Origin of the sequence: Pseudomonas fluorescens (assembly GCF_902497875.1) — a bacterium.
GTDB lineage: Bacteria > Pseudomonadota > Gammaproteobacteria > Pseudomonadales > Pseudomonadaceae > Aquipseudomonas > Aquipseudomonas fluorescens_BR.
On the sequence record NZ_CABVHY010000008.1, the window covers coordinates 16,874 to 32,777 of the forward strand.

The following is a 15,904-nucleotide window of genomic DNA, read 5'->3' on the forward strand; positions in this document are numbered from 1 at the left end:
GCGTTCCGACAAGCCCCCTCGCCACAAGTGCTCGCTAGACATAAGATTTACGCTAACTGACTGGCATTAACTTAAGGACAGCCTGTCCCCCGCTGGGCTGACCAGTTACGCGCAGTACCGGCAATGATGCCCGCCAGTTGCCCGATGGCCTGCTGGTGGGCCAGCACCACATCCTGCACGCCGGGGCCGGCGGGTTGGCGGATGACGCTGCTGCATGTCAGGCTGCGGCTTTTTTCGCCATTGCCGCGCAGGCCGATGCTCCAGACCACATCGATCAAGGCATATTGACCCGGCAGTGAATCGAAGCGCCGGATGTCGGTTTGCAGCGAGAGTACTTCGCGGCCGGGAATTTTGGGTAAGCCCGCCAGATCGCGAGTACCCAGCTTGAGCTCCATCTGGCTGGCCAGGGCATCGTGGAATTCGTCGGCCAGCGGCGCGCTCCAGCGTTCGGTCTCGAGGATCGCCAACGCTCCACTGCCCTGGCGGACCACCACCTGCGGCTGGTCGACCTGGACCGGGATGCGCACCGGTAGCATCTCGAACTGGAAGGCTGGCACCGCTACATTGGTGCGCGCGGAGTCCGTCGCGGTCGGTACCAGGGTGTAGTAATAGGTTGGCGCCGACGTGCAGGCGCTCAGGCCCAGGGTGGCGAAAATGGCCAGGGAGCGAATAGTCATGGGGTTCATTCCTGGTCAATGTCTCGAGAGGATGAAGACGATGAGTTATATCCATCGGGCTTGTTGTCTTTGATCCGTCCGCGGATCAACGCCTCGGGATGCCGGCCCAGGAAGTCGGTCAGCACCCGCACCGAACGCGCGGTCCGCTGGACCTCATCCATGGCCTGACCAAATTGCTGGCGCTGCGGTGAATCCTCGGAAAAGCTGTCATTGGCCGAGGCCACGGTTTTCTTGGCCTGCACCAGGGTATCGCGCATCTGCGGCAGCACTTCGCCATTGACCTGTTTGAAGGTCTTCTGCAGGTCGCCAAGGGCGCCATTGAGGTTGGCGGCAATCTGGTCGATCGGCAGCTTGCTGATCTTGTCGACCACGGCTTGCAATTGCTCCTGAAGTTTATCCAGGCTGCCCGGTATCGTTGGAATCTCCACGGGTCGTGCCGCCACGTCGAAGTTCACCGGTGTGGCGTTCGGGACAAAGTCCAGGGCGATGTAGAGTTGGCCGGTGATCAGGTTGCCGGTCCTGGCCTGGGCTCTGAGGCCCCGCGCGACGAACTGCTCCATGACTTGTACAGCCAGGGCTTCATCGTTGGCGTCCCGGTTCTTCAACATTTTTTCATGGGCCTTACCCAGCCTGTTGGGATAAATCACGGCGCCAATGATGGTCGGGAAGCTTTTCTTGACCTCGTCATAGTCCAGGTCAACCGAGACCACCCGGCCCAGGTTCACCCCGTGAAATTCCACCGGCGCATTGATCACCAGGCCCCGCAAGGGCTGTTCGAAGCGCATGCGGATGTAGCGTGCCTCGCCATCGGCCGGAGCCATGGCGGTTTGCTGGTCGTTGAACAGGGTGAATCGGGTGTTTTCTTCTGCAATCACGGGATTGGGGCTGTACTTGGGCTCAACGAACGCGATCCCGCCGGCCAGAATCGAGGCCAGCGACTCGGTGTTCACTTTCAGGCCGTCGGCGGCCAGGCTGACATCCACCCCGCTGGCGTTCCAGAATCGGCTATCGCGGGTCACGAACCGGTCGTTCGGGGCATGGATGAAGATCTGCACTTCGACGCTTTTGCCATCATCGGCGAGCTTATAGGACACCACTTCACCGACTGGAATACGCCGATAGTAGACGCTCGATCCGATATCCAGCGAGCCAAGGTCGTCGGTTCTCAGATTGTAACGGGTGCCTTGCTCACCGTAGATAATCGAAGGCGGAGTTTCCAGGCCGACAAACTTTTTTTTGGGTTTGTTCGACTCGCTGGCATCGGCACCGATAAAGGACCCGGACAATAACGTATCGATCCCCGAGACGCCTTGGGCGCCGATGCGCGGCCGCACGACCCAGAAGCGCGTATCTTCAGTTGCAAAGGATTTGGCGAAACCTTCGAGGTCGATGGTCACATCGACATGGCTCTGGTCCTCACGCAAGGTAATCGAGGCCACCTTGCCGATGACCACGTTCTTGTATTTGACCTGGGTCTTGTTCGCCACCAGCCCTTCGGCCGTCAGGAAACTCACGGTAATCTGGGGTCCCGCCGTTCTTGCGTTATGGATCACCATGGACAAGCCGACCAGGGCCGCGACAATCGGCACCAGCCACACCAGGGACACGTTGAAACGTCGACGCTTGACCTCGGGAGTACCCGGAGCCGGCGCGGCGGTGGAACTTGGATGATCAGGCATTTTCAACCTCTGCGTCCCAGATGAGCCGGGGATCAAAACTCATGGCAGCGAACATCGTCATCACCACCACCAGACCGAAAAATAGAATACCGATCCGCGGATCGATGGTACTGAGCGACTTGAATTGCACCAGGGCGGCGATCACCGCCACCACCAACACGTCGAGCATCGACCAGTAACCGATCACTTCGATCAGCCGATAGAGTTTCGCCCGCTCGCGCATGGCCCAGCGACTGCGACGCTGGCAGGTGATCAGCAGGGTGCCGAGCACCAGGAATTTCATGCAGGGCACTGCCACGCTGGCAATGAAAATAACCAGTGCCAGGTCCCACTCCCCTGCGATCCAGAACTCGACGATCCCGCTGAAGATGGTGTTTTCGCTGCCGCTGCCAAAGATGTCGGTATACATCACCGGCAGCACGTTGGCCGGGATGTAGAAGACCAGGCTGGCCAGCAAGAATGCCCAGGTCCGCGAAAGGCTATTGGGTTTGCGTCGATGCAGGGGCGATTCGCAACGAGCGCAGTTCGGGTCCGCTGCCGGGCAGGCCTGGCCGCAGGTATGGCACAAGGTCAGATTCAACTGGCTGGCATAGGGCGGCATGTTCATCAAATGACGCCCTCCAGGTCTTTCCACAGCCTGCGGATGCCTTTACCGGAAATCAGGATGATCAGTACGGTAAGCATGGCCAGCGCCCACAATCCCACTCCCGGATGCACATCGAGCATGCCCGCGAGTTTGATGATGGCCACCAGAATACCCAGCAAACACACTTCGAGCATGCTCCAGGGCCGCAAGTGCTCCAGGGTACGCATGCAGTTCTTGAAGCCGGGAGCCGCGCGCCCGGCCAGGGCAAAGCTGAGCACCCAGCACGAGAGGCAGATTTGCAGGAATGGCGCAAGGATGATCGCCAGCCCCGTCACTGCCGCTATCACGCTGATCTCTCCTTGCGCCAGGGCTTGCACCGACTGCCACAGTGTCGCCTCATTACTGAGGCCTTGGAGACTGATGGTCATGATCGGGAACGCGTTGGCGAACACAAACAACAGCGCGGCGCTGATGGACAGTGCCAGCAGTTGTTGAACGCTGAACGACTCCCCGCGATCCAGAATGGCCGCGCAACGAATGCAACGAGCCGTCTGGCCCTTGGCCAGAGGGATAGCCTTGTACACCGAGTCGCAGTGCTCGCAGATGATCCAGGCTGGAAAAGAGGTCATAGGCTCGATTGAGTCATAGGGAAGATCCGTTTCTCGGGACTGGATACTATTGTCTGATTCGAGGGGCGATTTACTCTTTGGAGTCTAGTGCGGGTCGGCCTTAACGCCAGTCGGTCAGGGAACAGCTAAATCCGGGTTGTGGTTTGATCCGAAAACCACCCCTCACCCCAGAGGGCATAGGTATCTACACATCTTTTAGGGGCTGCCAAATACTGTGGCGAGGGAGCTTGCTCCCTCGCCACAGGTGATCGTCCGACCATAGATTTCTGTTAACTGACTGGCATTGGGGCTTGCCCCCGCTGTGGCGCACAACGGCCCCAATAAGGTTACTGCGGTCTTTCAGAAAGAACTCAGCGACCTGTTTCAGGACTGTTGCGCCCGAGCGCGGGTCCGACAGCGTTTCGGCCTGCTGTGCTCGACTTTTTGTCGCCGGCGTGGAAATACTCTCCGAGCTGTCGCCCTCCATTATTAAAGGGACTCCGATGTGATCGCCTCCACGTACCTGCTCTGCATCAACGCGGGCAGTCCTGAATGATCCTCATGCTGTTGCCCCAGTCCGACTATGACCCCACCGAGAGCAGCGTGCCCTGGCAGGCATTGCGCCAGGCCGGCATCGATGTGCGCTTCGCCACTCCCCACGGTTTGCCCGCGTATGCGGATCCACGGCTGGTCTCTATTGGCTTTGGACCCTTGAACCCGTTGCTGATGACCCGTGGCACCGATCTTGAGCACTACCAAAGCATGATCGAGGACCCGGCATTCCGTCAGCCCATGGCCTACGTCGATGTCGACCCCGCTCAATTCGAGGGCCTGCTGATTCCCGGTGGCCATGCCATCGGCATGCGCAGCTTGCTGGAGTCGGAACAGGCGCAGCGGATCGCCCTGCACTTTTTCCAGACGCAGAAACCGGTCGCCGCGGTCTGTCACGGGGTGCTACTGCTTGCCCGCACCCTGGACTCTGATACCGGGCGCTCGGTATTGCACGGGCGCAAGGTCACGGCGCTGCTGGCAAGCATGGAGCTGCTGGCCTGGACACTGACCGCACCCCTGCTCGGTCGCTACTACCGCACCTACCCGCGGACGGTCGAGGAGGAAGTTCGAGCCACCCTGGCCCGCCCGGGCGACTTTTTGTCGGGGCCGCTTCTGCCTTTACGCGACTCGGCCGCCAACCCGCAACGCGGCTTCGTGGTCCGCGATGGCAATCTGTTGACCGCGCGTTGGCCGGGTGACTGTCACCGCTTTGCCGCTGAATGGGTGGCGATGACATGAATCTTCCAGCCCAATGCCTGGCCGTCCTGGCGGTCTCCCTCTGCGCTTCGCTGGCCACTGGCGAAGCCCGTCAGCCCGATCTGACGGGGCGTCTCGACGGGGTAATCGAACGCGCCGTCGCCGAACAGCGAATTGTCGGCACGGTGGTGATCGTCGTGAGCGACGGTCAGGTGGTTTACCAGCGGGCCGCCGGTTTCGCCGATCGCGAGGCGGCCAGGCCGATGACCCAGGACACGATTTTCCGCCTCGCCTCCGTGACCAAGCCGATAATCTCGGCCGCAACCATGCGCCTGGTCGAGCAAGGACGGCTGTCTCTGGATGATCGAGTCAGTCGCTGGCTGCCAGAGTTTCGACCCAGACTGGCCGACGGCAGCGAACCGGACATCAGCATCGGCCAATTGCTCAACCATACCGCAGGCCTCAGTTATGGTTTGCTGGAGCCCGAGCATGGGCCTTACCGCAGCGCGGGCGTCTCGGATGGCCTGGCTGAACCGGGCACCAGCCTTGAGGAAAACCTCAAGCGCATTGCCAGCGTGCCACTGAGTTATCCGCCGGGCACCCAGTGGCGTTACTCCATGGCCACCGATGTGCTGGGCGCAGTGTTGCAGAACGTCACAGGGCAAAGCCTGCCGGTGCTGGTCGAAGAGTTGGTCACCGGCCCGGCCCGCATGAGCGATACAGCGTTCTCGGTGCGCGATATCCAGCGCCTCTCGGCGGTGTACAGCGACGGCCACCCGGGGCCGCTACGAATGCCTGATGAGGCTGTGATCAAATCCGGCGAAAGCAGCACGCTGTTCTCCTTGAAACGGATTCTAGACCCGCAGGCCTACCCGTCAGGCGGTGCTGGCATGGCGGGGACCGCCGGCGATTTCAGCCGCTTTCTGGAAATCCTGCGCCGGGGCGGCAAGCCGATTCTTTCGACTCGCAGCGTACAGTTGATGATGACCGATCAGGTCGGACCCCAGGCGCAGACCCAAGGCCCGGGTTGGGGCTTCGGTTACGGCTGGGCGGTGCTGGACGATCCGGCGCTGACCAAAACCCCACAGGCCAAAGGCACGATTCAGTGGGGCGGCGCCTATGGTCACAGCTGGTTTGTCGATCCGCAGGCAAAGCTGACCGTGGTAGCCCTGACCAATACCGCCTTCGAAGGGATGTCCGGGGCGTTTACGCGAGACATTCGAGATGCGGTTTATCCGGCGCAATGAGGGCGGGGCCAAATACCAGTCAGTCAAGGATTTTGAGGCGAGCATCGCACCCTGTGGCGAGGGAGCTTGCTCCCGCTGGGGCGCGCAGCGGCCCTGAAACCTGCAAACCGGTTCTGCCAGGCACACCGCATGCGCAGGTTCTACGACTGCTGCGCAGCCGAGCGGGAGCAAGCTCCCTCGCCACAGGTTATGTGTTCGGCGTACTGACTGACCACCAGCGCGGCAGCAGTTGCTGAACCTTGGCTTCGGCGAAACGATCATCGATCAGCATTACCACACCCCGGTCTTGCTGGGTGCGGATCACCCTGCCGGCGGCCTGCACTACCTTCTGCACGCCGGGAAACAAGTAGGTGTAGTCATAACCGGCACCGAAGATCGCGGCCATGCGCTGTTTCAGCTGCTCGTTAACCGGGTTCAATTGGGCCAGCCCCAGGGTGGCGATAAAGGCGCCGATCAAGCGTGCGCCCGGCAAGTCGATGCCTTCGCCAAACGCCCCGCCGAGCACCGCAAAGCCGACGCCCTGGCTGCTGGTGGTGAATTGCTCGAGAAAGGCCTGACGCTGCCCTTCATCCATGCCGCGCGACTGCGACCACAGGTTGATATGCGGGTATTTCTCGGCCAGCAACTGCGCCACCTGCTGCAAATAATCGAAGCTGCTGAAGAACGCCAGGTAGTTGCCCGGACGCTGTTCAAACTGCCTGGCGATCAATTCGACGATGGGCGCCAGCGAGGCTTGTCGATGGACAAAACGGGTGGAGATCTGGCTGACGATGTGCACATCCAGCTGGTCAGCAGTGAACGGTGACTCGACATCCACCCAGACGGTGTCAGTCGGCAGCCCCAGCAAGTCCCCATAGTAGTGCCGGGGGCTCAGGGTCGCGGAAAACAGCACGCTACTGCGAGCCGCCGCCAGCCTGGGGCGGATGAAACCGGCGGGCACCACGTTGCGCAGGCACAGCTGCGACACACTGCGCCTGGCACTGAACTCGCGCTTGCTGACATCGAACAGGAACTGCTCATCAAACAGCTCGGCGACCCGGGAAAACTGCAGCGCCTCGAAATAGAAACCCTGCAGCGCACTGTCCAGCCCCTGGGGATGGTCGTTGAGGTAGTCACCGAAGGCGGCGATGCACAGCGACAGCGCTTGCAGCAGTTTTTCCGGCGTCCGGGCGTAGGCCTGGTACGGGCGGATTTGCTCTTTGTGCAAAGCATTCCATTCACGGTTCAAGCGCTGCAAGGATTTTTTCAACGGGTCTGGAGCACTGTGGCGCACGCCGTTCAAGGTTGATTGATCAAGGCTTGCGCTGTACATCTGCCGACCGCGTTCGACCAGGTTGTGAGCCTCGTCGACCAGCACCGCGACCCGCCACTGGTTGAGCTGCGCAAGCCCGAACAGCAAGGCGCTGAAGTCGAAATAGTAGTTGTAGTCGGCAACCACCACGTCAGCCCAGCGGGCCATTTCCTGGCTCAGGTAGTAGGGGCAGACCTCATGCTTGAGCGCGATCTGACGCAACGTGCCCTGATCCCAGACCTTTGCCTGCGTGGCCTCCTGCCGGGCCGCTGGCAGACGATCATAAAAGCCCTTGGCCAAGGGGCAGGATTCGCCGTGACAGGCTTTGTCCGGGTATTCGCAGGCCTTGTCCCGCGCCACCAGCTCGAGCACCCGCAATGGCAGCTGCGGCGCGCTATGGTGGATTACCCGGGCGGCATCGAGCGCGAGTTGCCGGCCCGGGGTCTTGGCGGTGAGGAAAAACACCTTGTCCAATTGCTGCGCAGCCAATGCCTTGAGCATCGGAAACAGCGTACCCACGGTCTTGCCAATGCCGGTTGGCGCCTGGGCCATCAGGCAGCGGCCGGTACTCACCGCCTTGAACACCGATTCCGCCAGATGGCGCTGGCCCGGGCGAAAGTCGGCGTGGGGAAAACGCAATAGCTGCGCCGCCTGATTACGCGCCTCGCGATGAGCCATTTCCTGCTCGGCCCACTGTAAAAACAAGCTGCAGTGGCGATTGAAGAACAGCTCCAGCTCAACGGCGCTCCAGGCCTCCACGAACCGGGTTTCCTTTTCGCTGACGATATCGAAGTACACCAGCGCCAGGCTGATCCCGGGCAGTTGCAATTGCTGGCACATCAACCAGCCATAAATTTTCGCCTGAGCCCAGTGCAGCTGACGATGGTTGGCCGGCATGGCGTTCAGGTCGCCGCGATAGGTTTTCACTTCATCGAGCTGGTTCTGGCCGGGGTCATAGCCGTCCGCCCTGCCCCTGACCCGCAACTGCAGGTACTGGCCCTCGAGCGCGACTTCGGTTTGATAACCCGGGTTGCGCCGCGAGGCAACGGTGCGGTGGCCGACGATGCCTTCCAGCGCCGTGGGCGACGGGGTGAAGCGCAGGTCGAGATCGCCGACCTTGGCGGTGAACTCGCACAAGGCACGTACCGCGATGCTGTAGCTCACGCGCCCTGCTCCGCCCACTGCACATAACAGACGGCCACCGGCATCTGGTGCTGCTGACAAAACTCCAGCCAGCGCAGCTGGTTGTCCTGCAGGCGATCCCCCGGACCTTTGACTTCGATCATGCGGTAGGTTTTCTGCTGCGGCCAGAACTGGATCAGGTCCGGCATGCCGGAGCGGTTGGCCCTGATATCCAGCAGCAAGCGATTGAACCAGTGCCTGAGGTGTTCGGCCGGCAGGCAGTCGAGGGCCTGTTCGAGCAAATCATCGGTCAAGGCGCCCCAGAATACGAAAGGCGACTGCACGCCCCACTTGGCCGCGTAACGCTGGCGGATGGTCTCGATGTAGCGCCCGTCGTCCAGTTCTGCCAGGCAGGCCTGGAACAGCTCGGCGCGCCGCGAATGAAAGTCCTCGTTGAGCAAGTCGACCGGTCCGCGCTGAAACGGGTGAAAAAACGCCCCGGGCAACGGCGCAAAGATCGCCGGCCAGCAGAGCAGCCCGAACAGCGAGTTGATCAGGCTGTTCTCGACATAGTGCACTGGAGCCTGGACGTCATCGAGATGGGCCTGGACATGCAACTCGACCGATAACGCCGGATCGGTTCTTGGCAGGTTGAGATCCAGGCGCAACATATCCCGCACCACCGTTCTCGGCATGACCGGGCCACCGAGCTTGCGCCGCAACCTTGGCAGAACACGCAGCAGTTGCTGTTGCTCGGCGGCGCTTTCGGGGAACTGTTCGGCATGGCTGGCCAGTTCCATGGCCAGCGGATACTCGCTGCTGCGCTCAAGCACGCGGATCAAACGCAACCTGGCGCCGGGATAGGCACAGGTGCGGTAGATGGCCAGCGCTGCCGGCAAGTCGTCGACTCGCTCGCAGTGCTGACCGATCTGAAACAACAGCCTGGCGCGACGCCGCTCAAGCCAGGGGTTGTCGGTCTGCAGCGCATGGATCTGCTCAAGCACCTGGCTCAATGCCTCGCCGGCCTCGAAGCGTTCCTGACACTGCTGCAGGTACAGAAAACCATCCACGTCGTCGCGGCAGCGCAATCCACGGGATTCGGCGCAAAACTCGACTTTTTCGTAGGTAAAGATGCCCAGGTCCGCCAGCACGAACTCCGACCAGTCCTGGTAGAGGTTGCCAAAGAACATCAGCCGCAGCCGATCGCACAGGTCCATGATGGTCAGGGTAAACAGCCGGTCGTCCAGCGTCGGACACCATTGCTTGAAGGTTTTGGTTTCGCTGAACTGCCCGCTCAGGCAGGCAAGCCATTCGGCTTTTTTTGCCTTGGGCTGATCGATCGCGGAGTTGAAGCACTGGAGTATTTCCGGTTTCAACAGCACATCGCACAGCTCTTCGACGCTCAGCAACGCCTGCTCATCGATCCAGCCCAGCTGCAGCAAGGGTTCGACCGCCGTCCCGACCTCGCCGATTTCCTGGTAGCGCAGTTTGCCGGCGCGAAACCGCAGCCCCTTGCGCATCACCATTCGGACCAGCACTGCCTGGGAGGCTTGGGGTAGATGCCTGAAGTCGAGCATGAACTGCTGCTCTTGCGAACTCAACATATCGGCACAGCGTTGCTCAAGCCAATCAAGCACTTGCACGAAGTTGTTCAGGTAATAGAACGGATTGTCGAGCGGGTTGGAAGTCACGGATCTAGCGCGCCACGGTAGCTGGATACTGGTTATGCGTACAGATAGCAGCTCAAGCCCCGGGCTTGCAAACGATATTTGATAAGCGGCTGAGTCAGCGGCTTTTTTCTTCCGGGGAGAGAACTTTTTGCTCGGTTAACTACACAAAAGGCCACTAGCCTTTGATTTATGACTTCCTTCAACCGAAGTGGTCGACTGATCCTTGAACGAGAGTTTTTTCCATGAACATCAAAATACTTGGTTTTCCCCTCGCGGTAGCGGCGCTTCTGGCATTGGGCGGTTGCGCGTCGCCGACGGTAGTGACGTTGCAGGATGGCACTCAGTACTTGACCAAGGACGCACCGAAAACCAAGACCAAGGACGGCTTCTACGAGTTCGAAGACATTTCGGGCAAGAAGATCAAGATCAAGGCGGATGATGTCGCCACTGTCCGCGAGGAAGACTGAAGCCTGGCTCCACACATTCCTCCGTAGCCGCTGGCGAAGCCTGCGTCCGGCCCGGTCCGCGCTCGGGCGCAGCGGTCGTAAAACCAGCCACCTCCGGTATCAGAGCCAGCAGGCATCCCAAAGTGGATAATCGTGAACAGGCTTGACCAGGCCTGCTCGCAGGGGGTTGCAGACAACGTAACGGGCAAGGTTTTTTACATCCTCATCCTGGCGCGCGGCACGGTCGTGATAACCCTTTTGCCATAATCGCCCTCGCCGCCCCATTGTTTGTTTAACCGTCAAACTGCTGCGCGACTTTACTCGACACATCAACTCGGCCAGCGTTCTCTCCCGAAGCTGGAGCAGCCAATGAAAATGATCAGGCATCACCACCCAAGCCAAAGAGTTTGCCCAGTCGTCCTCCTGCGCCAAGCGAAACTGCTCGACAACCCGCCGCCCCAGACGCCAGTCGGTAAAAACCGGCTGGCGTTGATGAACAACAACGGTCACCAGATAAATTCCCCCAACTTCTGAAACTCGCCCTGTCCGCAGACGGTCAGCATTTGTCGAAACAGGCATTCCTTTGCCTCCTCACATACTGCATAGGTATCTACACATTTTTTTGTTCTAGCACTCAGCCCTACGCCGTATTTCAATGTGGTGTAGATACCTCTGCACATCCAGTCAGGAGACCAAGAAACTACACCACAGACGACTTCTTCAGGGACCGAACACTTTAGGAAATATTGCTTATCAACTCCCCGTCCGAATCTTGTTCCACAACCGCGTGCGAATCCGGTCGATGTTCAGCGGCATGGCCTCAAGGGCGAACAGCTTGTCCATCATCTGAGGGCTTGGGTAGACCTTGGTGTCGTTCTTGATCGCCGGGTCGATCAGGCTGTCGGCCTGTTCATTGCCATTGGCGTAGCGCACATGGTTGCTGATACCGGCCATGGCGTCCGGACGCAGCAGGTAGTTCATAAAGCTGTAGGCGGCCTTTTCGTCCGGGGCGTCGGCGGGCATGGCGACCATGTCGAACCAGATCGCCGCGCCTTCCCGGGGAATCGAATAACCGATTTCGACCCCGTTATTAGCTTCTCTGGCACGGCTTTCGGCTTGCAGGATGTCGCCGGAGAAGCCGACTGCTACGCAGATATCGCCATTGGCCAGGTCGCTGGTGTATTTGGATGAGTGGAAATAGCTGACGTAGGGCCGGACTTTCAGCAGCAGTTCTTCAGCTTTCTTGTAGTCCGCCGGGTTCTTGCTGTGGTGTGGCAAACCAAGGTAATTCAGCGCCGCCGGGAGCAGTTCCGGACCGTTATCGAGAATCGCCACGCCGCACTTCTGGAGCTTTTCCATGTACTCGGGCTTGAAGATCAAATCCCAGGAGTCGACCGGGGCGTTGTCGCCCAGCACCGCTTTGACCTTGGCGATGTTGTAGCCGATCCCGGTGCTGCCCCACAGGTACGGGAAGCCATGCTCGTTACCCGGATCGTTGGTTTGCAGGGCCTTGAGCAGTACCGGATTGAGGTTTTTCCAGTTCGGCAACTGACTCTTGTCGAGTTTTTTCAGTGCCCCGCCCTGGATCTGCCGGGCCATGAAATGGTTGGAGGGGAACACCACGTCATAACCTGATTTGCCGGTCATCAACTTGCCGTCCAGGGTTTCGTTGCTGTCGTAGACGTCATAACTGAATGCGATGCCGGTTTCTTTCTGGAAATTTTTCATCGTGTCCGGCGCGATGTAGTCCGACCAGTTGTAGATTTTGACGGTCTCGGCCGCCTGACTGAGTGACGCGACAAGTAGCAGCGATGCGGTGCTCATGCGGATCATGATTCGATTCCTGATTATCTGGGGCTATTTTTGTTGGGCAGGTTTTCGGGTGATCAGCGGATCAAAAAATCAACATGTAGGTCTTGCGCACGGTTTCCTGGATATCCCAGATCCCGGTGCTGTTGGCTGGCAACATCAGGGCGTCGCCGGCTTCTATGTGCAGGGTTTCGCCGTTGTCGGGGGTGAATGTGCAGCGGCCCTGGATGAAGTGGCAGAATTCCTGGGCGACGATCTGTCGCCGCCAGCGACCGGGTGTGCACTCCCAGATGCCGGTTTCGACGCCGTCATTGCGTTCGACACTGGTGGTCGAAGTGACAGCGATTGGCGTACCCAACGGCACGGCCACCGGGGCTGACTCCTGCAGCGTGACGTTCAGGGTGTTCTTGAATTGCGTGATGCTCATGGTGATCCCTACAGGTGGATGATTGGCCAGCGGTTATTGCATGAAGCTTTCCATGAACCCGGCGACCCGGCTGGCAAGCTTGCGCCGCCACGGCGCAGTCCTGGGATTGGCCAGAGTCCGGTCTTCATGGACGAAGCTGCGGATGATCGCGCTGTAACCGAGCCAGCGGCAGGGTTCCGGTTCCCAGGCCCTCAGCGCGTCGAGGCCACCCTGCTGGATCACCCAGGGTTGGCGCAGCAGCTCGGAGTCGCGTTCAAGGATCAGGTTGGCGAGGGTCCGCCCGCCAAGATTGCTCGCGCCCACGCCCTCGCCGCCGTAACCGCCGGACAAGGCGATGCCGCTGCTGCGATCACAGAGCATGTGCGGCTTGAAGCGTCGAGACATGCCCAGGTTGCCGCCCCAGGCGTGGGTGATCCTGACGTTCTTGAGCTGCGGGAAGAGTTCACCGAACAGGTAGCGTCGCAGTTCGACTTCGTCGCGGGTCAGGTCGAAGTCGTGGCGCAGTTTCCCGCCGAACTGATAGCCCCCGCGGGCGCCGAACACCAGACGGTTGTCGGCACTGCGTTGGCCGTAGGTGACTTGCCGGCTGTTTTCACTGAAGGCCTGGCCCCGACTCAAGCCAATCTCGTCCCAGATTGCGGCGGATAATGGTTCGGTCGCCACCAGTAGACTCTGCACTGGCATTTGATAGCGCCCCAAGGGCGCCAGCGTCACGGCATAACCCTCCACTGCCGGCACTATCCAGTGGCTGCGAACCTGTGCCTTGGCGGTGCGCAGGCTGCCGGCCTGCCAATGCTCGACCGGGCTGTTCTCGAAGATCTTCACTCCCATGCGCTCGACAGTCCGGGCCAGGCCCCGGACCAGCCTGGCCGGCTGGATGGTTGCGCAGTGCGGTGCATAGATACCGCCATAAGGCTTGGCGATGCGGATCTGCTGCGCCAGTTGCTCGGGGCTCAGCCAGCGGTAGTCCGCTTCGTTGAGGCCCTGGCTGTAGAGTTTGTCCAGGTAGCGGCGCAGGCTGGTTTCCTGCTCGGGATAACGCGCCGCGCAATACAACACCCCGCCCTTGCGATAATCGCAGTCGATGCCTTCACGCTCGAGGACAATCCCCACTTCATCAGGGATGCCGTGCAGCAGATCGAAAGAGGCGCGACGCTGCTCGGCAGGCAGACCGGCGAGTAAGCGGTCCTCGCCCAACAGATTGCCCATCAGCCAGCCGCCATTACGCCCGGACGCGCCGAACCCAGCGATCTGTGCTTCAACGATGGCGATGTTCAACTCCGGCGCCAGACGCTTGAGGTAATAGGCGGTCCAGAGCCCAGTGTAGCCGGCGCCGATGATCGCCACGTCGACATCCAGGTCCTGCTCCAATGACGGCCGTGCAACCAAGGGCTCGTCGAGCTGGTCCATCCACAAACTGATAGTGCGCCACGCCGGCATGCAAGACTCCGCCACCCAAAACTAGAGAGTTGCGATCCTAGTGCCTGGACTCAGTGGCTGTCTTGCGCGCGTGCACGCAAAGAAATTTGTATAGGGTGCGCTTTCGATAAATGACGGATCGCGTTGGATCTGTGGTCGTGTCAGGCAAGGCGCGGGACGCAGAAGATGCTTTTCGCCCCTTCAAGTCCCGCAACGCAGCCTGGCGCGATCACAGTTTCAACCCGAAGGGCCTGGCCCGATCCCCATATTGGAGGTGTCGCCTGGCTATCACGAGGGCGACGGCGCGACCGTCAGTTATTGAAAGCGCACCCTAATGTAGGCTTTGGGGGACATGCCGGTCTGCTGACGGAAACAACTGTAGAACGCCGACAGTGAATTGAACCCGGCGGCGAACGCCAACTCGTCGATTCGCAGCGGTGGCGTGGCCTTGTCCAGTGCTACCAGCAAATGTTGCAGCCGGGCATGATTGACGTAGCGATAGAAGCTTTGCCCTAGCACCTGGTTGAGCAAGTAGGAGATCTGATTGCGACTGTACCCGCACTCCTTCGCCACCCGCTGCAGATCAAGGTCCGGGTCCAGGTAGGGTTGCTGGTGCTGGAAATACTGTTGTAGATCCTGTGCCATGAAACTCAGCTGGCGCGGCGAAAGCCCCAGCCGGCTGACCGCAGGGCGCAGACTGCCAGTGGCCTTGCCGGATGGCTGTTCATGCACCAGCGAGGCGTATTCGTTGACGCGCCAGATCAATCCGTCGCGCACCGTGATCGCCTCGCTGGCGCGAAACGACACCAGCCCCTGGCCGCCACGCAAGGTCACGCGGTACTGAATGAATGCGGTATCGCCATCCAGACGGATACGATCGGAGTGCTCAAGCGCTTCATCCGGATCACGCGGCATGCTGCTGCGCACATACTCACGCAGTTCATCCAGGCCCAGAACGCGGTTCTGAAAGAAGTCGTGGTACTGGATCTGCGGGTGGTACAGCGCCATGACCCCATCCAGGTCACGGTGTTTCCAGCACAGGTGATAGCGCAGGACGGTTTCGCCGGTGGCCTGGGTCTGCAGCGGGCCATCATCATTGGCAGGCATAAAACACTCGATGACAGAAAAACAGAGCTTGCCGAACTTCCGGCCGGGCTTCAATGGCCAACTCACGGCCCGTGAATAATGACATTTGGCCTATTGCTTGCTGAAACATGACCTGCGTCATAGTTTTCCAAAGCAATCGCCAAACGGCCTGAAAAAAAACTCCCGCCTATTACCAGTGATGCTATTTTTAAAAGCTCTACAGGATTGGACCAGTGAAGGTCCTTCCGTTCCTACCGCGAGCTTATGGAAGTGCTCAATGAACAAGGTGGGCAACACATGAATAAAGTCTTTTCCAAGGTCACCTTTCCCAATGCCTGCCAGCTCATGCGTTGGCATTTTCATCCAATGGGCTTCGAGGCCAGCATGGATGCACCCGGCAGCATGATCGCCCGGTTGTTCGATCGCGCCAGCGGCGAAACCATGATTGCCATTGCCGGTATCCCTTGCGCCACGGTAATGAACGCCGCCGATGTCGAACGAATAATCGAAGCGGTGGAAGACGAACTTGAATCCTTTATCCCGCCCATGGGTTTAAGAAGTTACGGTTAACCACTGAAATTCTGACAAA

Annotated in this window: 15 protein-coding genes; 4 read left to right on the forward strand and 11 right to left on the reverse strand. The window is 59.9% G+C overall.

Annotated elements, in window-relative coordinates; translation table 11 throughout:
- Positions 1–71 precede the first annotated feature (71 nt).
- The 4 genes from F8N85_RS09590 to F8N85_RS09605 are packed head-to-tail and all read right to left on the reverse strand — an operon-like array spanning position 72 to position 3,571.
- Positions 72–677: a membrane integrity-associated transporter subunit PqiC gene (locus F8N85_RS09590; RefSeq protein WP_150803380.1), complete on the reverse strand. Its 606-nt coding sequence runs from the start codon at positions 675–677 to the stop codon at positions 72–74.
- Positions 678–682: 5 nt separating this feature from the next.
- Positions 683–2,356: an intermembrane transport protein PqiB gene (locus F8N85_RS09595; RefSeq protein ID WP_150803381.1), complete on the reverse strand. Its 1,674-nt coding sequence runs from the start codon at positions 2,354–2,356 to the stop codon at positions 683–685.
- On the reverse strand, positions 2,349–2,963 hold the full coding sequence (locus F8N85_RS09600) for a paraquat-inducible protein A (RefSeq protein WP_150803382.1): 615 nt from the start codon (positions 2,961–2,963) through the stop codon (positions 2,349–2,351). The genes F8N85_RS09595 and F8N85_RS09600 overlap by 8 nt, the downstream gene beginning before the upstream one ends.
- Positions 2,963–3,571: a paraquat-inducible protein A gene (locus tag F8N85_RS09605; RefSeq protein WP_150803383.1), complete on the reverse strand. Its 609-nt coding sequence runs from the start codon at positions 3,569–3,571 to the stop codon at positions 2,963–2,965. The genes F8N85_RS09600 and F8N85_RS09605 overlap by 1 nt, the downstream gene beginning before the upstream one ends.
- 531 nt (positions 3,572–4,102) lie before the next feature.
- Here F8N85_RS09605 and F8N85_RS09610 point away from each other — a divergent pair.
- Complete coding sequence (locus F8N85_RS09610) at positions 4,103–4,840, forward strand: DJ-1/PfpI family protein (RefSeq protein ID WP_150803384.1); 738 nt, start codon at positions 4,103–4,105, stop codon at positions 4,838–4,840.
- The gene (locus F8N85_RS09615; protein WP_150803385.1) at positions 4,837–6,045 is read left to right on the forward strand and encodes a serine hydrolase domain-containing protein; all 1,209 of its coding nucleotides are present in this window, start codon (positions 4,837–4,839) and stop codon (positions 6,043–6,045) included. The genes F8N85_RS09610 and F8N85_RS09615 overlap by 4 nt, the downstream gene beginning before the upstream one ends.
- 187 nt (positions 6,046–6,232) lie before the next feature.
- Here F8N85_RS09615 and F8N85_RS09620 read toward each other — a convergent pair whose 3' ends face one another.
- Both F8N85_RS09620 and F8N85_RS09625 read right to left on the reverse strand, forming a co-directional pair.
- Positions 6,233–8,500, reverse strand: coding sequence for a helicase C-terminal domain-containing protein (locus F8N85_RS09620; protein WP_150803386.1), 2,268 nt, complete (start codon positions 8,498–8,500; stop codon positions 6,233–6,235).
- Positions 8,497–10,149, reverse strand: a complete 1,653-nt coding sequence (locus F8N85_RS09625) for a VRR-NUC domain-containing protein (RefSeq protein ID WP_150803387.1) — start codon at positions 10,147–10,149, stop codon at positions 8,497–8,499. The genes F8N85_RS09620 and F8N85_RS09625 overlap by 4 nt, the downstream gene beginning before the upstream one ends.
- 221 nt (positions 10,150–10,370) lie before the next feature.
- Between F8N85_RS09625 and F8N85_RS09630 the strand changes: the two genes are divergently transcribed.
- On the forward strand, positions 10,371–10,595 hold the full coding sequence (locus F8N85_RS09630) for a YgdI/YgdR family lipoprotein (RefSeq protein WP_150803388.1): 225 nt from the start codon (positions 10,371–10,373) through the stop codon (positions 10,593–10,595).
- Between the two features lie 99 nt (positions 10,596–10,694).
- On the opposite strand, the gene F8N85_RS09635 is transcribed toward F8N85_RS09630, so the two are convergent.
- From F8N85_RS09635 to F8N85_RS09655, 5 genes are all read right to left on the reverse strand, one after another.
- Positions 10,695–11,153 (reverse strand): REP-associated tyrosine transposase, encoded by a 459-nt coding sequence (locus tag F8N85_RS09635; protein ID WP_150803389.1) that lies wholly within the window; start codon positions 11,151–11,153, stop codon positions 10,695–10,697.
- A 174-nt stretch (positions 11,154–11,327) separates the two neighbouring features.
- Positions 11,328–12,407 carry a polyamine ABC transporter substrate-binding protein gene (locus F8N85_RS09640; RefSeq protein WP_150803390.1) on the reverse strand — a complete coding sequence of 360 codons (1,080 nt, stop codon included), beginning with the start codon at positions 12,405–12,407 and terminating at the stop codon, positions 11,328–11,330.
- A gap of 61 nt (positions 12,408–12,468) precedes the next feature.
- Positions 12,469–12,810: a cupin domain-containing protein gene (locus F8N85_RS09645; RefSeq protein WP_150803391.1), complete on the reverse strand. Its 342-nt coding sequence runs from the start codon at positions 12,808–12,810 to the stop codon at positions 12,469–12,471.
- Between the two features lie 33 nt (positions 12,811–12,843).
- Positions 12,844–14,250 carry an NAD(P)/FAD-dependent oxidoreductase gene (locus F8N85_RS09650; protein WP_150803392.1) on the reverse strand — a complete coding sequence of 469 codons (1,407 nt, stop codon included), beginning with the start codon at positions 14,248–14,250 and terminating at the stop codon, positions 12,844–12,846.
- A 294-nt stretch (positions 14,251–14,544) separates the two neighbouring features.
- A complete protein-coding gene (locus tag F8N85_RS09655) occupies positions 14,545–15,336 on the reverse strand; it encodes a helix-turn-helix transcriptional regulator (protein WP_150803393.1) in 792 nt (263 codons plus the stop codon).
- Between the two features lie 276 nt (positions 15,337–15,612).
- Between F8N85_RS09655 and F8N85_RS09660 the strand changes: the two genes are divergently transcribed.
- On the forward strand, positions 15,613–15,885 hold the full coding sequence (locus F8N85_RS09660) for a DUF1652 domain-containing protein (RefSeq protein ID WP_150803394.1): 273 nt from the start codon (positions 15,613–15,615) through the stop codon (positions 15,883–15,885).
- Positions 15,886–15,904: the final 19 nt, after the last annotated feature.

What these genes read in the sequence shown, in the direction of transcription:
- F8N85_RS09615 (WP_150803385.1), top strand. Translation starts at nt 4,837, where the DNA reads ATGAATCTTCCAGCCCAATGCCTGGCCGTCCTGGCGGTCTCCCTCTGC.
- F8N85_RS09630 (WP_150803388.1), top strand. Translation starts at nt 10,371, where the DNA reads ATGAACATCAAAATACTTGGTTTTCCCCTCGCGGTAGCGGCGCTTCTG.
- F8N85_RS09650 (WP_150803392.1), bottom strand. Translation starts at nt 14,250, where the DNA reads ATGCCGGCGTGGCGCACTATCAGTTTGTGGATGGACCAGCTCGACGAG.
- F8N85_RS09610 (WP_150803384.1), top strand. Translation starts at nt 4,103, where the DNA reads ATGATCCTCATGCTGTTGCCCCAGTCCGACTATGACCCCACCGAGAGC.
- F8N85_RS09595 (WP_150803381.1), bottom strand. Translation starts at nt 2,356, where the DNA reads ATGCCTGATCATCCAAGTTCCACCGCCGCGCCGGCTCCGGGTACTCCC.
- F8N85_RS09660 (WP_150803394.1), top strand. Translation starts at nt 15,613, where the DNA reads ATGAATAAAGTCTTTTCCAAGGTCACCTTTCCCAATGCCTGCCAGCTC.
- F8N85_RS09600 (WP_150803382.1), bottom strand. Translation starts at nt 2,963, where the DNA reads ATGAACATGCCGCCCTATGCCAGCCAGTTGAATCTGACCTTGTGCCAT.
- F8N85_RS09590 (WP_150803380.1), bottom strand. Translation starts at nt 677, where the DNA reads ATGACTATTCGCTCCCTGGCCATTTTCGCCACCCTGGGCCTGAGCGCC.
- F8N85_RS09640 (WP_150803390.1), bottom strand. Translation starts at nt 12,407, where the DNA reads ATGATCCGCATGAGCACCGCATCGCTGCTACTTGTCGCGTCACTCAGT.
- F8N85_RS09605 (WP_150803383.1), bottom strand. Translation starts at nt 3,571, where the DNA reads ATGACCTCTTTTCCAGCCTGGATCATCTGCGAGCACTGCGACTCGGTG.
- F8N85_RS09645 (WP_150803391.1), bottom strand. Translation starts at nt 12,810, where the DNA reads ATGAGCATCACGCAATTCAAGAACACCCTGAACGTCACGCTGCAGGAG.
- F8N85_RS09655 (WP_150803393.1), bottom strand. Translation starts at nt 15,336, where the DNA reads ATGCCTGCCAATGATGATGGCCCGCTGCAGACCCAGGCCACCGGCGAA.
- F8N85_RS09635 (WP_150803389.1), bottom strand. Translation starts at nt 11,153, where the DNA reads ATGCCTGTTTCGACAAATGCTGACCGTCTGCGGACAGGGCGAGTTTCA.